We start from the raw sequence: 16,209 nt of genomic DNA, 5'->3' as shown, positions 1-16,209 counted from the left end.
ATTCCTAATATCATTATCCCACTATCCCATCAATAGGAATGCGGCTTTAGCCCATTCCTTTTATTCATTCCAAAATCCCATTCCTATTTTCGATTATTCCCCCAAACCCGGCTTTAGCCAAAATTCACGGGATTTTAACATTCGGCTAAAGCCGGAAATTGTCTATCGGATTTTTTTAAACCTCCAGCTGAAGCAGGAGGGAATTGATGGGATTCTGTTCTTATCTATGGTCTTTATTTAATTCAAAAGGAATTGCGCTTTAGCTTATTCCTATTCTAAAAACGAAAGATTGCTTCCCCTCACTAGGAATGAGGCTTTTATTCATTCCTAATATCATTATCCCACTATCCCATCAATAGGAATGCGGCTTTAGCCCATTCCTTTTATTCATTCCAAAATCCCATTCCTATTTTCGATTCTCCCCCTAACCCCGGCTTTAGCCAAAAACCGCAGGATTCAAACATTCGGCTAAAGCCGGAAATTGTCTATCGGATTTTTTTAAACCTCCAGCTGAAGCAGGAGGGAATTGATGGGATCCGATTTCATGAATTCTCCAATGAGATAGAATTAGGGTTTTAGGCAATTCCTGAATTACTATCCCATCACTAGGAGGGCGGTTTTAATTCATTAATAACATTATTCCAAAATCCCCATCACTAGGAATGCGGCTTTAGCCCATTCCTTTTATTCATTCCTATTTTCGATTATTCCCCCAACCCCGGCTTTAGCCAAATTCAAAGATCACCCCGCCGATAGCTTTGCCGATGCCTGGTAAAGGAATGGGGGTATGGGTTCATTCAACTCCCAATTAATACTCATCGGCTTCGAACCATAATGATCCTGAAGATTTCCTTCTCCTATAAACACATAACCCATAGTGTTTTTATATTGGTTTTGCCTCTCCTCACGAACGAAAAGTAAGATTCTCTTGCCGCTAGCTTTATGCTGAATATAACTCAGTCCTTTACCTGAATCTGGACGGGCTGAATTCTGAGACTGCCAGTGAAATAAGGTTTCATTCAAAGCATAGTCCTCATACATGGTCGTGGGAGAGTAGTGCTCATCAGATTTATTCAGATCAATAAATAAAAGTTCTGTATTCAGTTCGCTATTATCAGCTACTCCTTCTCGATTAGAGGATTTAGATTCAAAAGTACTGAACCCGAATGCCGTCAGTATTTGATCTCTAGTGTATCTGCTATGCACCTTCAATGGCTGTTCATATGGAAGATCAATTTCTAATTCCATAAAACCAATCTGATCCATTCTGATCTCCAGGACTTCAATCATCTCTTTAACCAGCCTTTGGTTCTTCCCAATTGCATTAATACTTGCTTCTAAAGACTTGAAACCTCCAGCATTCTGCCAAAAATCATAGTGAAGCATCAGGCACATGCTTTTTTCAATTTCTGACAAATCACCCATCACTACTTGAAAGTCTTTCTTAGCTAGCCCAAGGATAAACTTAAAATAGGAATAGGATTCTGTAGAAAGCCATTTCTTACTAACACAGCTTTGCCATTGTTTTTCATAGGATGAATCAGGCGCAGAGGCTACCCCAGCTTCAAAAGTTAGCTGTTGCCAAACCCCTCTTTTATAGATTATCTCCAAAGGATATTGATAAAGCTGTATAAAGTTTTTGAGCGTCAGTGGCAGGTTAGATTGGTGTTGGAAGTTCCTGATCTTCTGGATCAGCTGATTCCTATTTGGACTGATTGAAGCCTTGATATTTTTCAAAATTGTTTCTCTAGCTTGCTTTTCTAGAATGATTGAACATCCCAAGGGAACATGTTGGAAATTATGCTCTAATTCACTTTTAATGGAGGTGTTTGTCTTTCCTATCATCGCCCGATACTTCCCTTCAAAGTCATATTCTGATCTAGCATTACCCACGAAATCCAACACAGTCAAACAGTCCTTCCCATCAGCTAATCGAAGTCCTCTTCCGAGCTGTTGCAAGAATACAGTTAAACTCTCCGTAGGCCTTAAAAATAGCACAGTATCAATCTCTGGGATATCAACACCTTCATTGAAAATATCCACTACAAACAAATAATTGATTTCCTTATTCCTAAGTCTATTTCTGATTTCCTTCCGGTTTTCAGTTCTATTGCTCACCAGATAATCTGCTTTTAATCCGGCCAAATGGAATTTTTCAGCCATAAACTGAGCATGTTCTTGGGTGACACAAAAACCTAAAGCTCTCACTTCTTGAATATCGGTCACATATTTATCCAGTGATCCAATGATATTCCCAACTCGCTGATCATTACTAGTGTACAAGTTACTGAGTTCAGAAGGCATGTACCTACCTCTAGACCAGGAAACATTGGATAGATCAACAGTATCTGAAATCCCGAAATAATTAAATGGGCAAAGTAGTTTCTGGTTAAGTGCCTCCGGAAGCCTGATCTCTGCAGCGATATGATCACAGAAATCTTCCAAAATATCAGCCCCATCCATTCGCTCAGGAGTAGCAGTAAGACCTAGCAATATCTGAGGTTTAAACTTATGAAGAATAGGGCGGTAGCTGTTTGCAGCAATGTGATGAACCTCATCTACAATTATGAAATCAAAATAGCCTACAGATAATTCTAAGCCCTCTAATCTATTATTCAGCGTTAGCACCGATGCAAAGACCTGTTTGTATTGTGTAGGCTCTTCACCATCTGCCCAGAGTTCACCGAAATTATTATCCTTTAAAACACCTCGAAATGCACCCATAGCTTGCTGTAGAATTTCCTTTCTATGAGCCACAAATAGTAGTTTGGCAGCTGGATTTTTCTGATAAAATCGTTTGAAATCAAAAGCAGAAATTATCGTCTTTCCTGTTCCAGTAGCAGCTACTAATAAATTTCTAAACCTCCCATGAACTGAACGTTCTACTTCCAACTTTTCGAGTATTTCTTCTTGGAAGGTATAAGGCTTTAGATCAAAATATCCCAGATTGATTTCAATACCTTCTCCACCTCCAAATCGACCTTCTTTAAGCGCCTCTTTCAATTTTTCAGAGTGCCGAGTATGGTCATAAGTTTCAAAATCTTTACTATTCCAGTAGGTGTCAAAGGTATGCTGAGCCGTTTCTATCACCTGAGGTATTTCCTTATTGCTAAGCTTCACATTCCACTCTAAGCCTTTGGTCAATGCAGATTTAGAAAGATTGGAAGATCCAATATAGGCAGTATGAAAACCCGTATTTCTATAAAATAGGTACGCCTTGACGTGTACCCGCTCATTTTTGGTATTGTAGGAAACCTTGACTTCTGTATTGGGAAGATTAGCTAGAAATTCCACGCTTTTAGCATCTGTAGCACCCACATAGGTGGTGGTAATTAATCGAAGCTTACCACCTTTATAAGTAAACTCTTCCAATTGCGGCATCAGAAGTCTCAGCCCTTCCCACTTGATAAAGGACACCAAAAAATCTATGCGATCCGAGGAACTGATTTCTTTTTGCAATTCCCCGTCCATTTGGAGTTTCTTGGGGCCACCGCCTCCGGTGATCAGTGAACTGAAGATCAGCCTTGATTCTGGAGTGATGCTTTTGAGAAACAATTGGAAGTCTGAAACTCCAAGGTCTAGTTTTGAATAGATAGCAGTCAGAAAACTAGTATTCAGGGCTAGTAGATCTTGCTCAAAATCCTCTTCATCTAGTTCTTGTTTGATTAAGAAGATTAGTTTGTTGACCAATTCGATCTGCTTCAATACTGCATCATCACCTGATAGATAGGAAAGCGCCCTTTTGAGCACTACCGAGAAATACTGTGAAAGCACCTCCTTGGCTTCAGCTTTATCGATGGGTTTTTGATCTACAAAAAACACCTCTTGATCCAACTCATCAAGCTTTGATTGCACGAGCTTGGATATCAGAGATTCATAAATTCCTTCTTGCATATTGAAAAAGTTAGCTGGGAGAAGTCTGTTGTGTATCCTGAAATAGACTAATTCTTTCGATTTAAGCAAAATGTAGACTTGCTTTCGTACTATTTCTTTCACCTATACTTGACTTGTGAAATCGTAAATTCTAGTTAGTTTGGTATTCGAAGATATTTCATAGATGAATATAGAAAGAGTTTTTATTGGCTTAACCAAACTTAATAGAGGCTCTACTCCCTATGGACTTGCTCCCCATAAGCCCATTTTGCTATTGACACTTCTAGATTTGCTAGATAGGGGGTACGGTGCTGATAATAGGTTTTATATCGATGATATCTTTGTTTCTACCTTTCATGAAAATTGGGAAATATTAGCCTCAGCTGGCTTTGTAGAAGATTTCACCCTTCCTTTCTACCACCTACAGAATGATAAAGTAGATAGCACTTCTTTCTGGTTTTTGAAGACGTTTCCTGGATTTCAGTTAACCAAGCATATTAGAAGTATTCAGACCCTCTCAGAATTGGTTGAATATGCTTTCTTTTTTGAACCAGTTTTTCAGATTTTAACTGTGAAGGAGAGTAGAGAAGAGCTTAGGAAAATACTAGTCAAACATTATTTTCCTGGCTCAACTGATCACTATTTTAGATCGAACAGGGAACAAGGAAAATACTTGAAAGAAGTGCAGCAATACGTCCTCAATGAAGTGCCCAAAGTAATGCGCCTGCAAGTAGCAGAGGAAGAAGTGGTATATGTTAGAAATTGTACTTTTAAAAAGGTGGTGCCCAAAATCTATCAAAGCACCTGTGCTATAACAGGAATGAATGTGAGTACGATTAGTGGAAGATCTCTGATTGATGCCTGCCATATTGTTCCTTTTAGTCGTACTCAGGATGATCGTGTCAGCAACGGAATTGCTCTTTGTCCTAATCTGCATCGAGCATTTGATAGCGGACTCGTTGCTATAGATCAAGATTATAGAGTCATGGTTTCAGATCAGGTAATTGAAGATCTATGCCATCCTTATGGATTAGCTAAGCTTAAGGGGAGGAAAATTATACTTCCCAGTGAAAAACACCTATGGCCAAGTCAAGAGAATTTGGAAAGGCACAGAGGGATGTTTTTGGGTTGAAAGCTTAGTGGAAGATGAAAAATATCCTCTTTAGATTTTAAATACAAAAGGCCCCTAAAAAGGGGCCAATTCTTTTATCTGATTACGTTTCATTTCTGAAAGAGGCTTGATCAGACCTAACAGTACAAATATACGTGAATTATCTAACTTAGTTAAAAGTCATTTTGTGTTTTTGTATAAATTTATAAAAAGAGGTTTATCAATTTTTCTATATTTTCTGTCAAAGTACCGGATATTAATTTCAGCTCATGGAGCAGTAGTGAAACTCCAAAAACTCAGATAAATGAAAGTTATTCTTAGAAACAAATACTTATCGAGGGCAAGGTACAATAGATACCTATTAGCAACTGGAAATAACCTTGTGTCCGCCAAGAGGCTATATCGAGCCAATATGAGATTAGCACAGGCATTTCATCCCTTGCTAAGTCAATTTGAGGTGATTTTTAGAAATAGTTTGAATGAAGTACTTATTTCTAATTTTTCGGACTCAGATTGGATAATAAATCAAAAAACTGGTTTTATGTCGCATTCCTCATTAAGAACTTCGCACTTTTTTCTGAGGACTTGTTTAGTAAAAACAGAGAGAAAACTGCATCTAAGGGGTATTCCAATCACATCGGGAAAGCTAATTGCTGATCAAACTTTTGGATTTTGGGTTTCATTTTTTCTTCCTCATCATTATGGACTGGTGTCTGGCAGTCCCATCCATGTCTTCCCACTTAAGTTAGCTTCTGAAAATAGGGCATCAATCCATGCAAAATTAGAGACCATAAAAAATTTTCGGAATCGGGTAAACCATTGCGAACCACTTTGTTTCTCTGGACATACTATTGATTGTACAGAGGCACTTGAGATAAGAACAGTTTTATATAAACTTTTAGATTGGATAAACCCAGAATTGAACAAGTTTTTCAAAGATTTTGATAACATAGAATCCAACTGTAATAGAATTTCAACCATTTAATTTGCTCTACTCCTCCAACCTCTTCTACGGTGCGTCAGCAGCCACACACCAAAAAGCAAAAGAGCTGAGGAACAAATTAACACTTGCCGAGCGAAAGCTCTGGACAGTTCTTCAAAACAAACAGCTAGGCGGCTACAAATTCCGTCGCCAGTATCCTATATACAAATACATCGCTGACTTCTATTGTCATGAATTAAGCTTAGTTATCGAACTGGATGGAGGAGTGCATGATGGCCTGGAACAAAAGGAACATGATCTTAACAGAGATCAAGTGATCCAGGAATTTGGGATCCAGATCCTAAGGTTCAAGAATGAAGAGGTAATAGGTGATATAAGAGAGGTGATTAGGCAGATAAAAGGATTTTTGCTCTGAATTACAAATTGGCAAGAATAGCAGGGTGGAATTACAAATCCCACCCAGTCCCTACTACCGATTTGACTTCGCCCAGATGCGGAAACTAATATGATTGGGTATGACCATATATAATAAAAATGGCCAAGCTTTCACTTGGTATTTTGCTAGAAAACTGAAAAAAGTAAACCCTATATAATTCTTTATTTATATTGGTAGTATGAGTGGAAGAGGAACATCAGCGGGCGTTCTTTTTCAGGCAGAAGTCGGTGCTTATGCAGCCGCTCTCCTTATAACTGAACGTCCTTTAAGTCGTCTTGGCGACAACCTTCCGGGAAAACCCCTGAAGATTTTCATGGAATCACCAACTGCAGTCGATGACGTTAACGTTATCACCAATAAGGGATTAGTATATTTTCAAGCGAAGACAAGCCTATCGCTATCTGATAACCCACAAAGTGAGCTGGGGTCTGTGGTTGACCAGTTCGTGAGACAATACCGTGAGGGTGTTCACGATGGTTACAAAGCTAGGGAAATGGACGTGTCAAGAGACAGATTGGTGCTTGTTGTAAGTGAAAATGCACCCGCTACTGTTCGCAATGACCTGCGTGAAGCCTTAATCAGAAACAGAACTGGGGCTGCAACTGCATTGCCGGCCAATCTGAAGAATGCTTTGGATAGGTTTGAAAAACTAATTGCTTCTGTATGGTTTCGTGAAGAGGGCACGGTTATCATTTCTGCTAAATCTCAGGAGATTCTAAAGCTATGTTCTGTTGCCGTCCTTGATTCGAATCAGAAGCAGATAGTTACCGATGCTCTCAGGGAAGTGGTAAAGGTTTCGGGAGATGAGTCGGTCCTTTTTAAACTTCTCTCACAATGGGCGGTAGAAGCTTCACAGAACGGCACAGGTGGCCAACGTGATGCTATCATGCGTTTTTTGCAAGGACAAATTTCGATGAAAGAGCCACCCAGCTTCCAAAGTGATGTAGCCAAATTAACTGGTTATAGTAAAAAAGTGCTGATTAGATTGGAGCGCTTTACCAAGATCAAAACTGAAAAGGGGGAAGTTAGTTTTTCCCGTCCAGTCAGCTCAGTTGTATTGGCAGCCGCAAAAACTGGGTCACTTGCCATTACCGGAGACCCAGGATCCGGTAAATCTGGTATCATACACGATCTTTCAATAGAGCTGTCCAAGGATGCACTGGTCGTTACCCTAACTGTTGAGAGCAATATTTCTGATTTGGATGTCCTAAAGAATGAAATTGGCCTTGAGCACTCTGTGATAGAGGTTTTAAAGAATATACCACTTGATACCAAGGGCTACCTGATTCTTGATGCGCTTGATGCGACAAGGGGGGGTATTGCGGAATCGACCTATAAAAAACTGATCGAAGAAGTATCCTTGTTACCCAATTGGCTGGTGATAGCTTCTGTAAGAACATTTGATCTGAAGCTGGGGCTTGAATGGAAAAGGCTTTTCAAAGGTACTATACCCAATCCAGTGTTTTCAGAACCGAGTTTCCGTACCGTTCGGCATGTTCATGTCCCATTGCTCGGTGAAGCGGAAATTAATGAATTAGAAGCTAAATCCCCCACATTGAAAATAGCCCTGACAGCTGGTGGCACTAAAATGGCAAATTTGGCCAAAAATCCTTTTAACCTTTCGCTGATTGGTGAGCTAATTAGTGAAGGCTTACCACCAAAATCTCTATCGAAAGTAGAAACAAGGTCTGAACTGTTGTCCAAGTATTGGGAAGAGAGGATGGGCGACCTTGGGCTCCCAGGTACGGTAGCTTTCAAGAAATATTTAGATTTGATTCTAAATGAAAGATCAGTTGATATTCCTGAAACGGAAATCCCGATAGACGCATCGACAATAATTCAGGAGGTACTGGCTAGAGGCATTTTAGTAACAGAACAGACTAGGAGAATAGCCTTTAGGCACCATATACTTTTTGATTTTGCTGTTTCCAGACTTATTCTGGAACCAAGTGTTCCAAAGGCTATTTCAAGACTTTCAAAGATAGAAGGAGCGGGACTATTAATTGCCCCTTCACTTGAATATTGGTTAGAGCACCTTAAACATAGTCAACCTGCATTGGAATACTGGATGATAGTAGGCTCATTGATCTCCTCAGATCAGACAGATCCTGTTATCAGAGTTGAAGTGGCCAGGATTGCTGTTCAGGGCATAATAAGAGGAGATGATCTATCTGAACTTGCCAAAGTATTGTCTAGACCAGAACTTGAGTATAAAAAGGCGATCATTCAAATTGCAGGTGCTCTTAGCACCTACGGTATCAATGAGGAAACATCGGAGACTTGGTCAAAGATGATTTCTGGGATAACGGACATCACTGAGCCTTACCAGCTTCAAAGCTTAAAAGTAATCACCCACTTGCTGATTAATTCTAGATTATCACCAATTGCAATAGAAGCTGTGGGAAAAGTATCCAGAGCACTTTTTGATGAGATATCCAAGGATGATCGGCTGGTCCAATGGCTGTCATCAAGTATCATTCCTTTTGTAGCAAAAACTTACAAAACAGATCCCGAAGGTTCAAAACAGCGTTTGGATCAGATTTTTGCCGATGATCGATTCAAAAAGTTTGGCTATTTTGAAGTTCCTGCCCTTGCTGACCAAGTGGGCAATTTAGCTGCCCTGGACAATGAGTTAGTAGCGAAAATTTACCGCAGGGTATATGCGGGAGGTGAATTTAGTGCTGATCATACTACAACAATGGGTAGTCCCAGTTGGATTTTGGGGCTAAATTCCAATGCAGCCCAGGACTTTCAAATGGCAGAATATGTTCTCAGAAGCGGTTATCTTAAACTTCTTAATCAATCTCCAATAGCGGGAATCAGGGCGCTGGGTGCAGCCATTGATGCTAAAGAGCGAAGTTGGCATACTGATCCAGACGTTGAGTATCCTGTTTCCTACAGGGATGGTAAAAGGGCTTTTAAGGATGATAATTTTGGGTTTTTGTATTGGGAGGATGATTTTGATAGCGACAGAGATGAAAATATTTGCCAAATTTTTCAGAACTGGGCAGAGACAGCAGACGAATCACTTCTCAAGGAGATTCCGGATATACTTCTTGGGGAAACGGCAAAGTCATTGGCATGGAGGTTACTTCTTAAAATTGGTGCAAAACGTGCTGAGGTATTGGGAAGGATTATGTGGAATTCAGCGATCGATATTTTGTTAGTTAGTTCAATGAACAACCAACGGGATGCAATCGAGCTAATTGTGGCCACCTATCTATTTGTAAGTGAGGCAGATCGGCGTGATGCTGAGGCCAAGATACTGGCCTATGACTTTGACCACACCGTAATTCCAGAATATTATTCAAAACAGACCGTTTTCTCCGTCTTTAGTGCAATAGGGGAAAGTAATTTGGTCAGTTCGGAGGCGCGTAATTATTTAAAAATGGCTACTGAAGAAAAAACAAATGTGATTGAAAGTGAGCTGACTGAAAAAGACCCTTTGTTTGTTAGCCAGCCCAATAAGGAGACAAAAATTGCTGGAACAACCAGTGATATGGAAATTATTTCTGGACTGAGTGGTGCAATCCGTGCCATGCTGAATGAAAAACCAGATATAGAGGACGCAGATTTATTTTGGGAAACAGTAGATAAACTTAGCGTTTTGATCGATGCTCAAGTTTCTGAAAGATTTGAAGAACTGGCACCAGAGATAGCCGGAACATACGCAAAGGCTTTGGGCAAAGCATTGGAAGCTGGTTGGGTTCCCGATCAGCGTTTGGAGGAAGTTATTTCGAGATTAATTACATTAAGCAAACATAGTACGCCTAAAACATATGAACAGACCGAAGTAGATTTTGAGCGTTTTCCAGCTTGGTCTGGTAATTCAGTAAGGGTGGAAATTGCTGAAGTAATTGGAAGTTTGATTAAAGTACCAGCACTTTGGCCCAAAATAAAAGACTGCTACTTGGAACTAGTGTTTTCCGATCCGCATCCAGCCGTTCGTATGCAGGCAATCATACGTTTGCGTGGTCTTTGGGATACAGACCGAAATGCCCTTTGGGAGATCGCTGGCAAATTTGTGGATTTGGAAAACAACAGGTCTGTACTGGGTTATGGAGCTTCTGAACTAGCATTTCTAAGGTCAGCAGCAGTTGAACAGATTGAACCTCTATTCCTAAAACTTGCTGAGAAAAAAGTCTCGGAATTAGGGTCCAAAACAGACGTTTCTTCCACAATTTCTTATTTTGCTTTGGTTAAAGGATGCCCAGATTCCATAGCAGTATTGAATAAATGGAAATCAGAATTTAAGAATAATGAAATTCCGATACTAAATGCGCTATTTAGCTTAAGGGAATATTTCGCAGTCGGGTATGCAACAGGCCAAGAGCAATATGTCCTAGTAAGGAAGAATGTTATTTCTTTTCTCTGGGAGTTGATAGAGGAATTGGAGCCATTCATTGCTAACTGGCCAACTGACCGTGTGGCAACAGCCGAGGAAATTTCTGCACTAAAGCTTTTTACCGCTATTGGCCAGCAGCTTTATTATGCCGTTGGTTATCGTGAGGGCGTATTTCTCTCGCTAGAGCAAAAGAAGGTCTTTTTAAATGAATATGGTCCTCTCATTTCCAAATTGAACACCCTGGGTTCACCTAAAACTGTGCATGACTGTCTACAAATACTCGAAAAGTTTATCGTGGCTGATCCTGAGAAGTGTTTTGATCTAATCAGTGAAGCAATGCTTAGAAAGTCTGGTGTATCAAAATATGAGTACGAGCCGATGGGAGCAATGTTATTTGTTAAGCTAGTAGGCCTGTTTTTGGCAGACTACCGCTACATTTTTACTGATACGATAAGAAGAAATCAGTTGATCGAATGTCTTGCAGTATTTGTGGACGCAGGATGGCCTGATGCTAGGCGGTTATTCAAATCTCTTCCAGACCTTAAGTAATAGGGGAAATGGAGTGATTTTTCCTTTTAAAAGCTATTAGGAATGAATCTGAGTATTGTATAATTGAACAACTATCTGACATGTTCTCGAACTCAGGAAAATTTGGCAAATTTGATTCTGAGAATTCTAACAGCCGGCATTCTGAAATGCAAAAAAGCTGTAGGGATTTAAGATTGAATTAAAATCCATAATGAAAGATGTCGATCTATTAAACGAATTGGGAGTTTTTTAATCTGATTTTTTAGACATTTTCAAATATCTCGACAATTTTTGTCTAAAGGATTAAAAATTTGGAGGTTCTGTGAGTTTTTGGATTAGATTTAGTACATGTTTAATCAAACCACACTAGCATGGAAACTATTAAAGCAATTAAACCAGGGCCGAAGCAAATGAGAGAAGATGGCAAACCTGACCAGAGGAGGATGGATTTGCTACAAAAAACCGGACAATATTTTTAAGCCTGATTGTGATTTGATTGAATGCCGCCTGCCGCGGGGCTACTCAACTAATCAGGAGGATTTGGAAATAAAATCCACCTGATTAGTTCGAGTCCGTATTTCTCTATGCGGCGATTTGTTTTGTTGTCTGACCAAACTGCTCAGGAGTGAGGTAATTTAGATAGGAATGTTTTCTTTTTTGATTGTACCAGACTTCGATGAATTCAAAGATCTCGATGCGGGTTTGGTCACGGGTCAATTGTGGGATCTGATAGATCAGTTCTGATTTGAGAATTTTAAAGAAGCTCTCTGCTACTGCGTTGTCCCAACAGTTTCCTTGTCGACTCATGCTTTGGATAATCTTATGCTTTTTGAGAAGCCCTCTGAATTCTTCGCAGGCATATTGGACGCCCCGGTCGGAATGGAATATCAACTCATTTGGATTAAAGTGCCGGTTACCCAATGCCATTCTGAGTGCAGTACTTACAGTTTGATTTGCCTCCATTGTGGTACTCATCGACCATCCGATAATTTTCCTGTCAAATAAACCATAATCACCGTCAGATAAAGCCAGCCTTGCAGGGTTCTTACATAAGTGATGTCTGATACCCATTTCTGTCCAGGCTGTGCAGCTGAAAAGTCCCTGTCTAATAGATTATTTGACGGGGCGTATGAGTGATTAGATTCTGTGGTGCATACCTTGAACTTCTTGTTGACAACGCTTCGGATACCCATCGATTTCATCAGCCTAGCTACTCTGGGGCGAGAAACAGACAGTCCCCGATCCTTTAGCTCATGGGTGAGTTTCGGACTTCCAAGTCTGGAGCTCGTTTGCTCAGTTACATCTTGGATGGTTTGACTTAAAACGTCGTTTTCCAAGGCCCATTTTGAAGGTTTTCTGGTAAGCCAATCGTAATAACTACTTCTGGAAATCCCGAAAACCTGACACATCTTCTCAACAGCAAATTCCCCTCGGTGCTCGCTCATGAACCTGAATATTTGTTGTCGCTCTTGGAGAAGATGCTCACGGCCTTTTTTAAAATATCCCTTTCGATCTGTGCCTCTTTCAATGCCTTCTTCAATTCGGCTATTTCCCGCTGTTCAGGGCTCAGAATCGGTTTACCGTTTCCTGCAAAACTTTGATCACCGTTGGATTCATACTCTCTGCTCCATCGACGAACCATATTGCCGGGTATTCCCAGCTCCCTTCCGATCTCGTTGGAGGATTTACCACTCTTGTGAAGCTCGACAACCATCTTCTTAAATTCCTTGTCAAAGCTTCTTCTTGTCCTGTCTTTCATTGATTCTAAGTTAAGGGGCTTAACTTAATGTCCATTCAAATGTAGCAGCTCCAGGAGGGTGAATCCAGAGTATAAACCTAAATACCTAGATTTAAAACCTCATAGGCATAAACCAAATGATTAATCACAAAAACAAAAAAATACCCTATACATGGTATGTTTTCATATCATTTTATTCCCTTTCTTGCTTGAGCCTTTTATTTATTGAAATCGAAGATCCCGGTAAGCGAAGCGATTCGGGAACAACCAACCTACTTCTTATCCTTAATTTCCATCTGGAGCAGAGCCGATCAACCTCTGTCTTCAGGAGAGGGCAGGGGGTGAGGTAGAACAGCCAACTTTTAGCATCCATCCGGGCTTAAATCCGGAAACCATCAAATACCTTTTGATTACGAAATCTTTATGATAGTACTAAACAGGCGCCTTTTCTTTCAGATGAGTATTGAATAACCGAAAGAAAAATATACGCCATAAAATATTGAGATTTGTGACACTTAGCCACTCAATATTAGGAGATAAATGCCTTAAAATGGGGTAAATAAATAAGTTGGCAGTAAGCTAAAAAGAAAACCTACTATGATAAAAGAATTAATTAGAGACATAGCTTTTGACAAAATAACAGTTGCTCAAGCACTGACAAGAGCAAAGCTAATTGCGCACCAAATCAAGAATGACATATTTAAAAGTTGGTTAAATAAGGAACTTAACGGATATGAATTTGAAGACCCCATTTTGCCTGACTACAGAAAAATTTGGGCAGAAATCCATTTAACCGCTGAATTCCCATATGGCCAGAGACAAACGTTTCCTGTATTACTTCCTGATAGTCGTCAGGACATTGAAGAACTATTAAACTATCATAGAGTAACTGAGCCAATTTCAATTGTCGAACAGAATATGGAACAATTGACTAAGGGTAAAGGATATATAAATTTAACAGGCGGTCAAGTTCAGTTGGTTGGCGAACTTTATAAAGACCAAGTCCAACGCCATAATGGTGTAATTAGAAGCGGTCAACGGACAATTGGAAAATCACAACTCGCAAATATTGTAGAATTGACTAAACAAAAGTTAATTGATACTTTACAAGACTTAGAAGAGCAATTCCCTGAAATAGACAATAAATACATCATGAATGAAGAAAATGATAGAAAAGCTCAAAATATCATAACGAACAATATTTATGGAAGTAACAACCCCCTAAATGTTGCTGCTGGTGACAATATAAAGCAAGGTGACATTAATTTGACTATCAATGAAGCTCAGTATGAGCATTTAAAAGAGTTAGGAGTTCAGAAATCAGATCTTCAAGAGTTAAAGGTCTTGGACGATTTGACACCAAAAGGTAATCCTGACAGAAAAGGAAAAATAATGGGTTGGTTAGGAAAAGTTACCGCTTCAATGACCTCAAGGGGAATTTATGATTCGATACCAAAACTTGTGGAATACGTGGGAAATTTAATATAAAGCCTACTGCTTACCTCACATAAGAAAACATAGGGCGTATGGAGCTTTCCGCAAGTTTGAGGTTTTTATCAAACTTAGTCTCAACGGACAAATACGCTGCTCCTGAAATGCCCTACGTTGTTTGTAATTCGCCAGAACCAACCAACTCACTATTCATGTACCATAACATAATATTCATTGGCGGAATTCATGGGGTAGGAAAAGGAACCATCTGCTCCAAAATTCAGAAAGAATTTGATTTAAAGCATCTCTGTGCAAGTGAGGTGTTAAAGTGGTCTGAGTTAAACCCGAACCCCACAAACAAATTGGTCGATGATATCTCAGATACTCAAAACCGATTAATAGACGGGCTTAAGAAGCTAATAAATCCAGAAATGAAGTATCTTCTTGACGGCCATTTTTGTCTCTTCGATTTTAACGGAATACCACAAAAAGTTTCGATTGAGACTTTTCAAAAAATAGCACCAACAATAATCTCTGTTGCGACAACAGACATTATTGAGGTCGCAAAACGACTAAAAAAAAGAGATGGTAAGGATTATAATCAAAATCTTTTAGATGAAATGCAGAGTGCTGAATTAAGTCATGCGATTTTCGTGGCCAACGAACTAGGTATTCCCTTCTTAGAAATTAAGAACGGTGATATTGAAGAATTGATAAAATTTTTATCAAATTAACGAATAATGGATAATTCATTTTTCATTCGGAGTAATCAGGAAAATCTTAAAATTAAGAGATTTCATATTTGTACTTGGGAATTCTTAAGTACCTGTTTGGTTGAATTTGGTGTTGAGATAGATTCAGAATCAATTCAAGGGCTAAATAGCCTTACTTTAGATTTATATATCCCATGGATTGAATATGACTCGAAAGTTTCTGATTTCTATGACAAACTTAAGAAATCAGATAACAGCCGATTTATCTTTAACGACTCTGTATCAAACACTTCCTATCTGGATGGGGGACAGAATAGAGAGGGGGTAATTCACGAATTCAGTGATAGAAATAGATTGTGTTTACTACCTGTTGTTTTTCATAATAATTTTAATCATAATCTTGTTTCAATGAATATAGACTTAACTGAATATGATAAAAAGTCTATTAAGTCTAATATATATTTGAGAATAGGTGTTGAACCAGTTTCTGAATCCATTGCCACAGTAAAGAAAGGAATTGGTAAGTCTACAATTATTTATGATATTAAGTTAAATGAGAGTAGAAATATTCCGGATCATCTACTTAAAGAGTTTAAAAATTCGATTCCTTGTCATGTTGAAACATGTTTTTGTTTTCATATTGTACCCAATAATTATAATATTACTTTTTTTGAATCTGAGTATCTTAAAAATGTTCGAACATTAGAATTTCAACCTTTTAAGAACTACTTAGATGATAAGCGAATTAAAAATAATGAACTTATCGTTATCTTTAGTAAAAAGAATGGCAGCGATAGCTATTCTTTCTTCTCTATATTCACAAAAGAGAGAATTGGTCCTAGCCAATTTGCAATAGCAATACTAATTAACATAGTCTGTGGGTTTTTATTTGCTTTTCCTGCTATTCGAAATGGTATGCCTGATACAGAGGATTTTCATGAAATCATATTATCTCCACCTGTCGAATTTTACCTCGCTTTTTCACTCGCAATAGGACTACTGATTTACCTATTCATACCCCCGATAATGGCACTAATCAGGCAAAAATGGCTTAAAATTCAATCAGTTTTTAAATAGAAATGAAAATACTG

The 16,209-nt window shown here is 39.0% G+C and carries 10 protein-coding genes; 6 read left to right on the top strand and 4 right to left on the bottom strand.

Annotated elements, in window-relative coordinates:
* Positions 1-741 precede the first annotated feature (741 nt).
* A complete protein-coding gene (locus QOL76_RS13325; RefSeq protein WP_283413458.1) occupies positions 742-3,894 on the bottom strand; it encodes a DUF3427 domain-containing protein in 3,153 nt (1,050 codons plus the stop codon).
* A 163-nt stretch (positions 3,895-4,057) separates the two neighbouring features.
* Here QOL76_RS13325 and QOL76_RS13320 point away from each other — a divergent pair, with 163 nt between their 5' ends.
* The 3 genes from QOL76_RS13320 (at position 4,058) to QOL76_RS13310 (ending at position 11,257) form a co-directional block, all read left to right on the top strand.
* Complete coding sequence (locus tag QOL76_RS13320) at positions 4,058-5,005, top strand: HNH endonuclease (RefSeq protein ID WP_283413457.1); 948 nt, start codon at positions 4,058-4,060, stop codon at positions 5,003-5,005.
* A gap of 965 nt (positions 5,006-5,970) precedes the next feature.
* Complete coding sequence (locus tag QOL76_RS13315) at positions 5,971-6,342, top strand: endonuclease domain-containing protein (RefSeq protein WP_283413456.1); 372 nt, start codon at positions 5,971-5,973, stop codon at positions 6,340-6,342.
* A 199-nt stretch (positions 6,343-6,541) separates the two neighbouring features.
* Positions 6,542-11,257 (top strand): NACHT domain-containing protein, encoded by a 4,716-nt coding sequence (locus QOL76_RS13310; RefSeq protein WP_283413455.1) that lies wholly within the window; start codon positions 6,542-6,544, stop codon positions 11,255-11,257.
* Positions 11,258-11,818: 561 nt separating this feature from the next.
* Here the strand turns inward: QOL76_RS13310 and QOL76_RS13305 are convergent.
* The 3 genes from QOL76_RS13305 to QOL76_RS13295 are packed head-to-tail and all read right to left on the bottom strand — an operon-like array spanning position 11,819 to position 12,995.
* Positions 11,819-12,211: an integrase core domain-containing protein gene (locus tag QOL76_RS13305; RefSeq protein WP_283413454.1), complete on the bottom strand. Its 393-nt coding sequence runs from the start codon at positions 12,209-12,211 to the stop codon at positions 11,819-11,821.
* Positions 12,208-12,765, bottom strand: coding sequence for an IS3 family transposase (locus QOL76_RS13300; protein WP_283413465.1), 558 nt, complete (start codon positions 12,763-12,765; stop codon positions 12,208-12,210). The genes QOL76_RS13305 and QOL76_RS13300 overlap by 4 nt, the downstream gene beginning before the upstream one ends.
* Complete coding sequence (locus tag QOL76_RS13295; protein ID WP_283413453.1) at positions 12,678-12,995, bottom strand: transposase; 318 nt, start codon at positions 12,993-12,995, stop codon at positions 12,678-12,680. The genes QOL76_RS13300 and QOL76_RS13295 overlap by 88 nt, the downstream gene beginning before the upstream one ends.
* A 576-nt stretch (positions 12,996-13,571) precedes the next feature.
* Between QOL76_RS13295 and QOL76_RS13290 the strand changes: the two genes are divergently transcribed.
* From QOL76_RS13290 to QOL76_RS13280, 3 genes are read left to right on the top strand one after another with little or no spacing between them, the layout of a single operon-like run.
* Positions 13,572-14,462 carry an AbiTii domain-containing protein gene (locus QOL76_RS13290; RefSeq protein ID WP_283413452.1) on the top strand — a complete coding sequence of 297 codons (891 nt, stop codon included), beginning with the start codon at positions 13,572-13,574 and terminating at the stop codon, positions 14,460-14,462.
* Between the two features lie 38 nt (positions 14,463-14,500).
* On the top strand, positions 14,501-15,139 hold the full coding sequence (locus QOL76_RS13285) for an ATP-binding protein (RefSeq protein ID WP_283413451.1): 639 nt from the start codon (positions 14,501-14,503) through the stop codon (positions 15,137-15,139).
* A gap of 6 nt (positions 15,140-15,145) precedes the next feature.
* Positions 15,146-16,195, top strand: a complete 1,050-nt coding sequence (locus tag QOL76_RS13280; RefSeq protein ID WP_283413450.1) for a hypothetical protein — start codon at positions 15,146-15,148, stop codon at positions 16,193-16,195.
* Positions 16,196-16,209: the final 14 nt, after the last annotated feature.

Origin of the sequence: Algoriphagus winogradskyi (assembly GCF_900182815.1) — a bacterium.
GTDB lineage: Bacteria > Bacteroidota > Bacteroidia > Cytophagales > Cyclobacteriaceae > Algoriphagus > Algoriphagus winogradskyi.
This window is presented reverse-complemented; position numbering and strand designations above follow the sequence as displayed.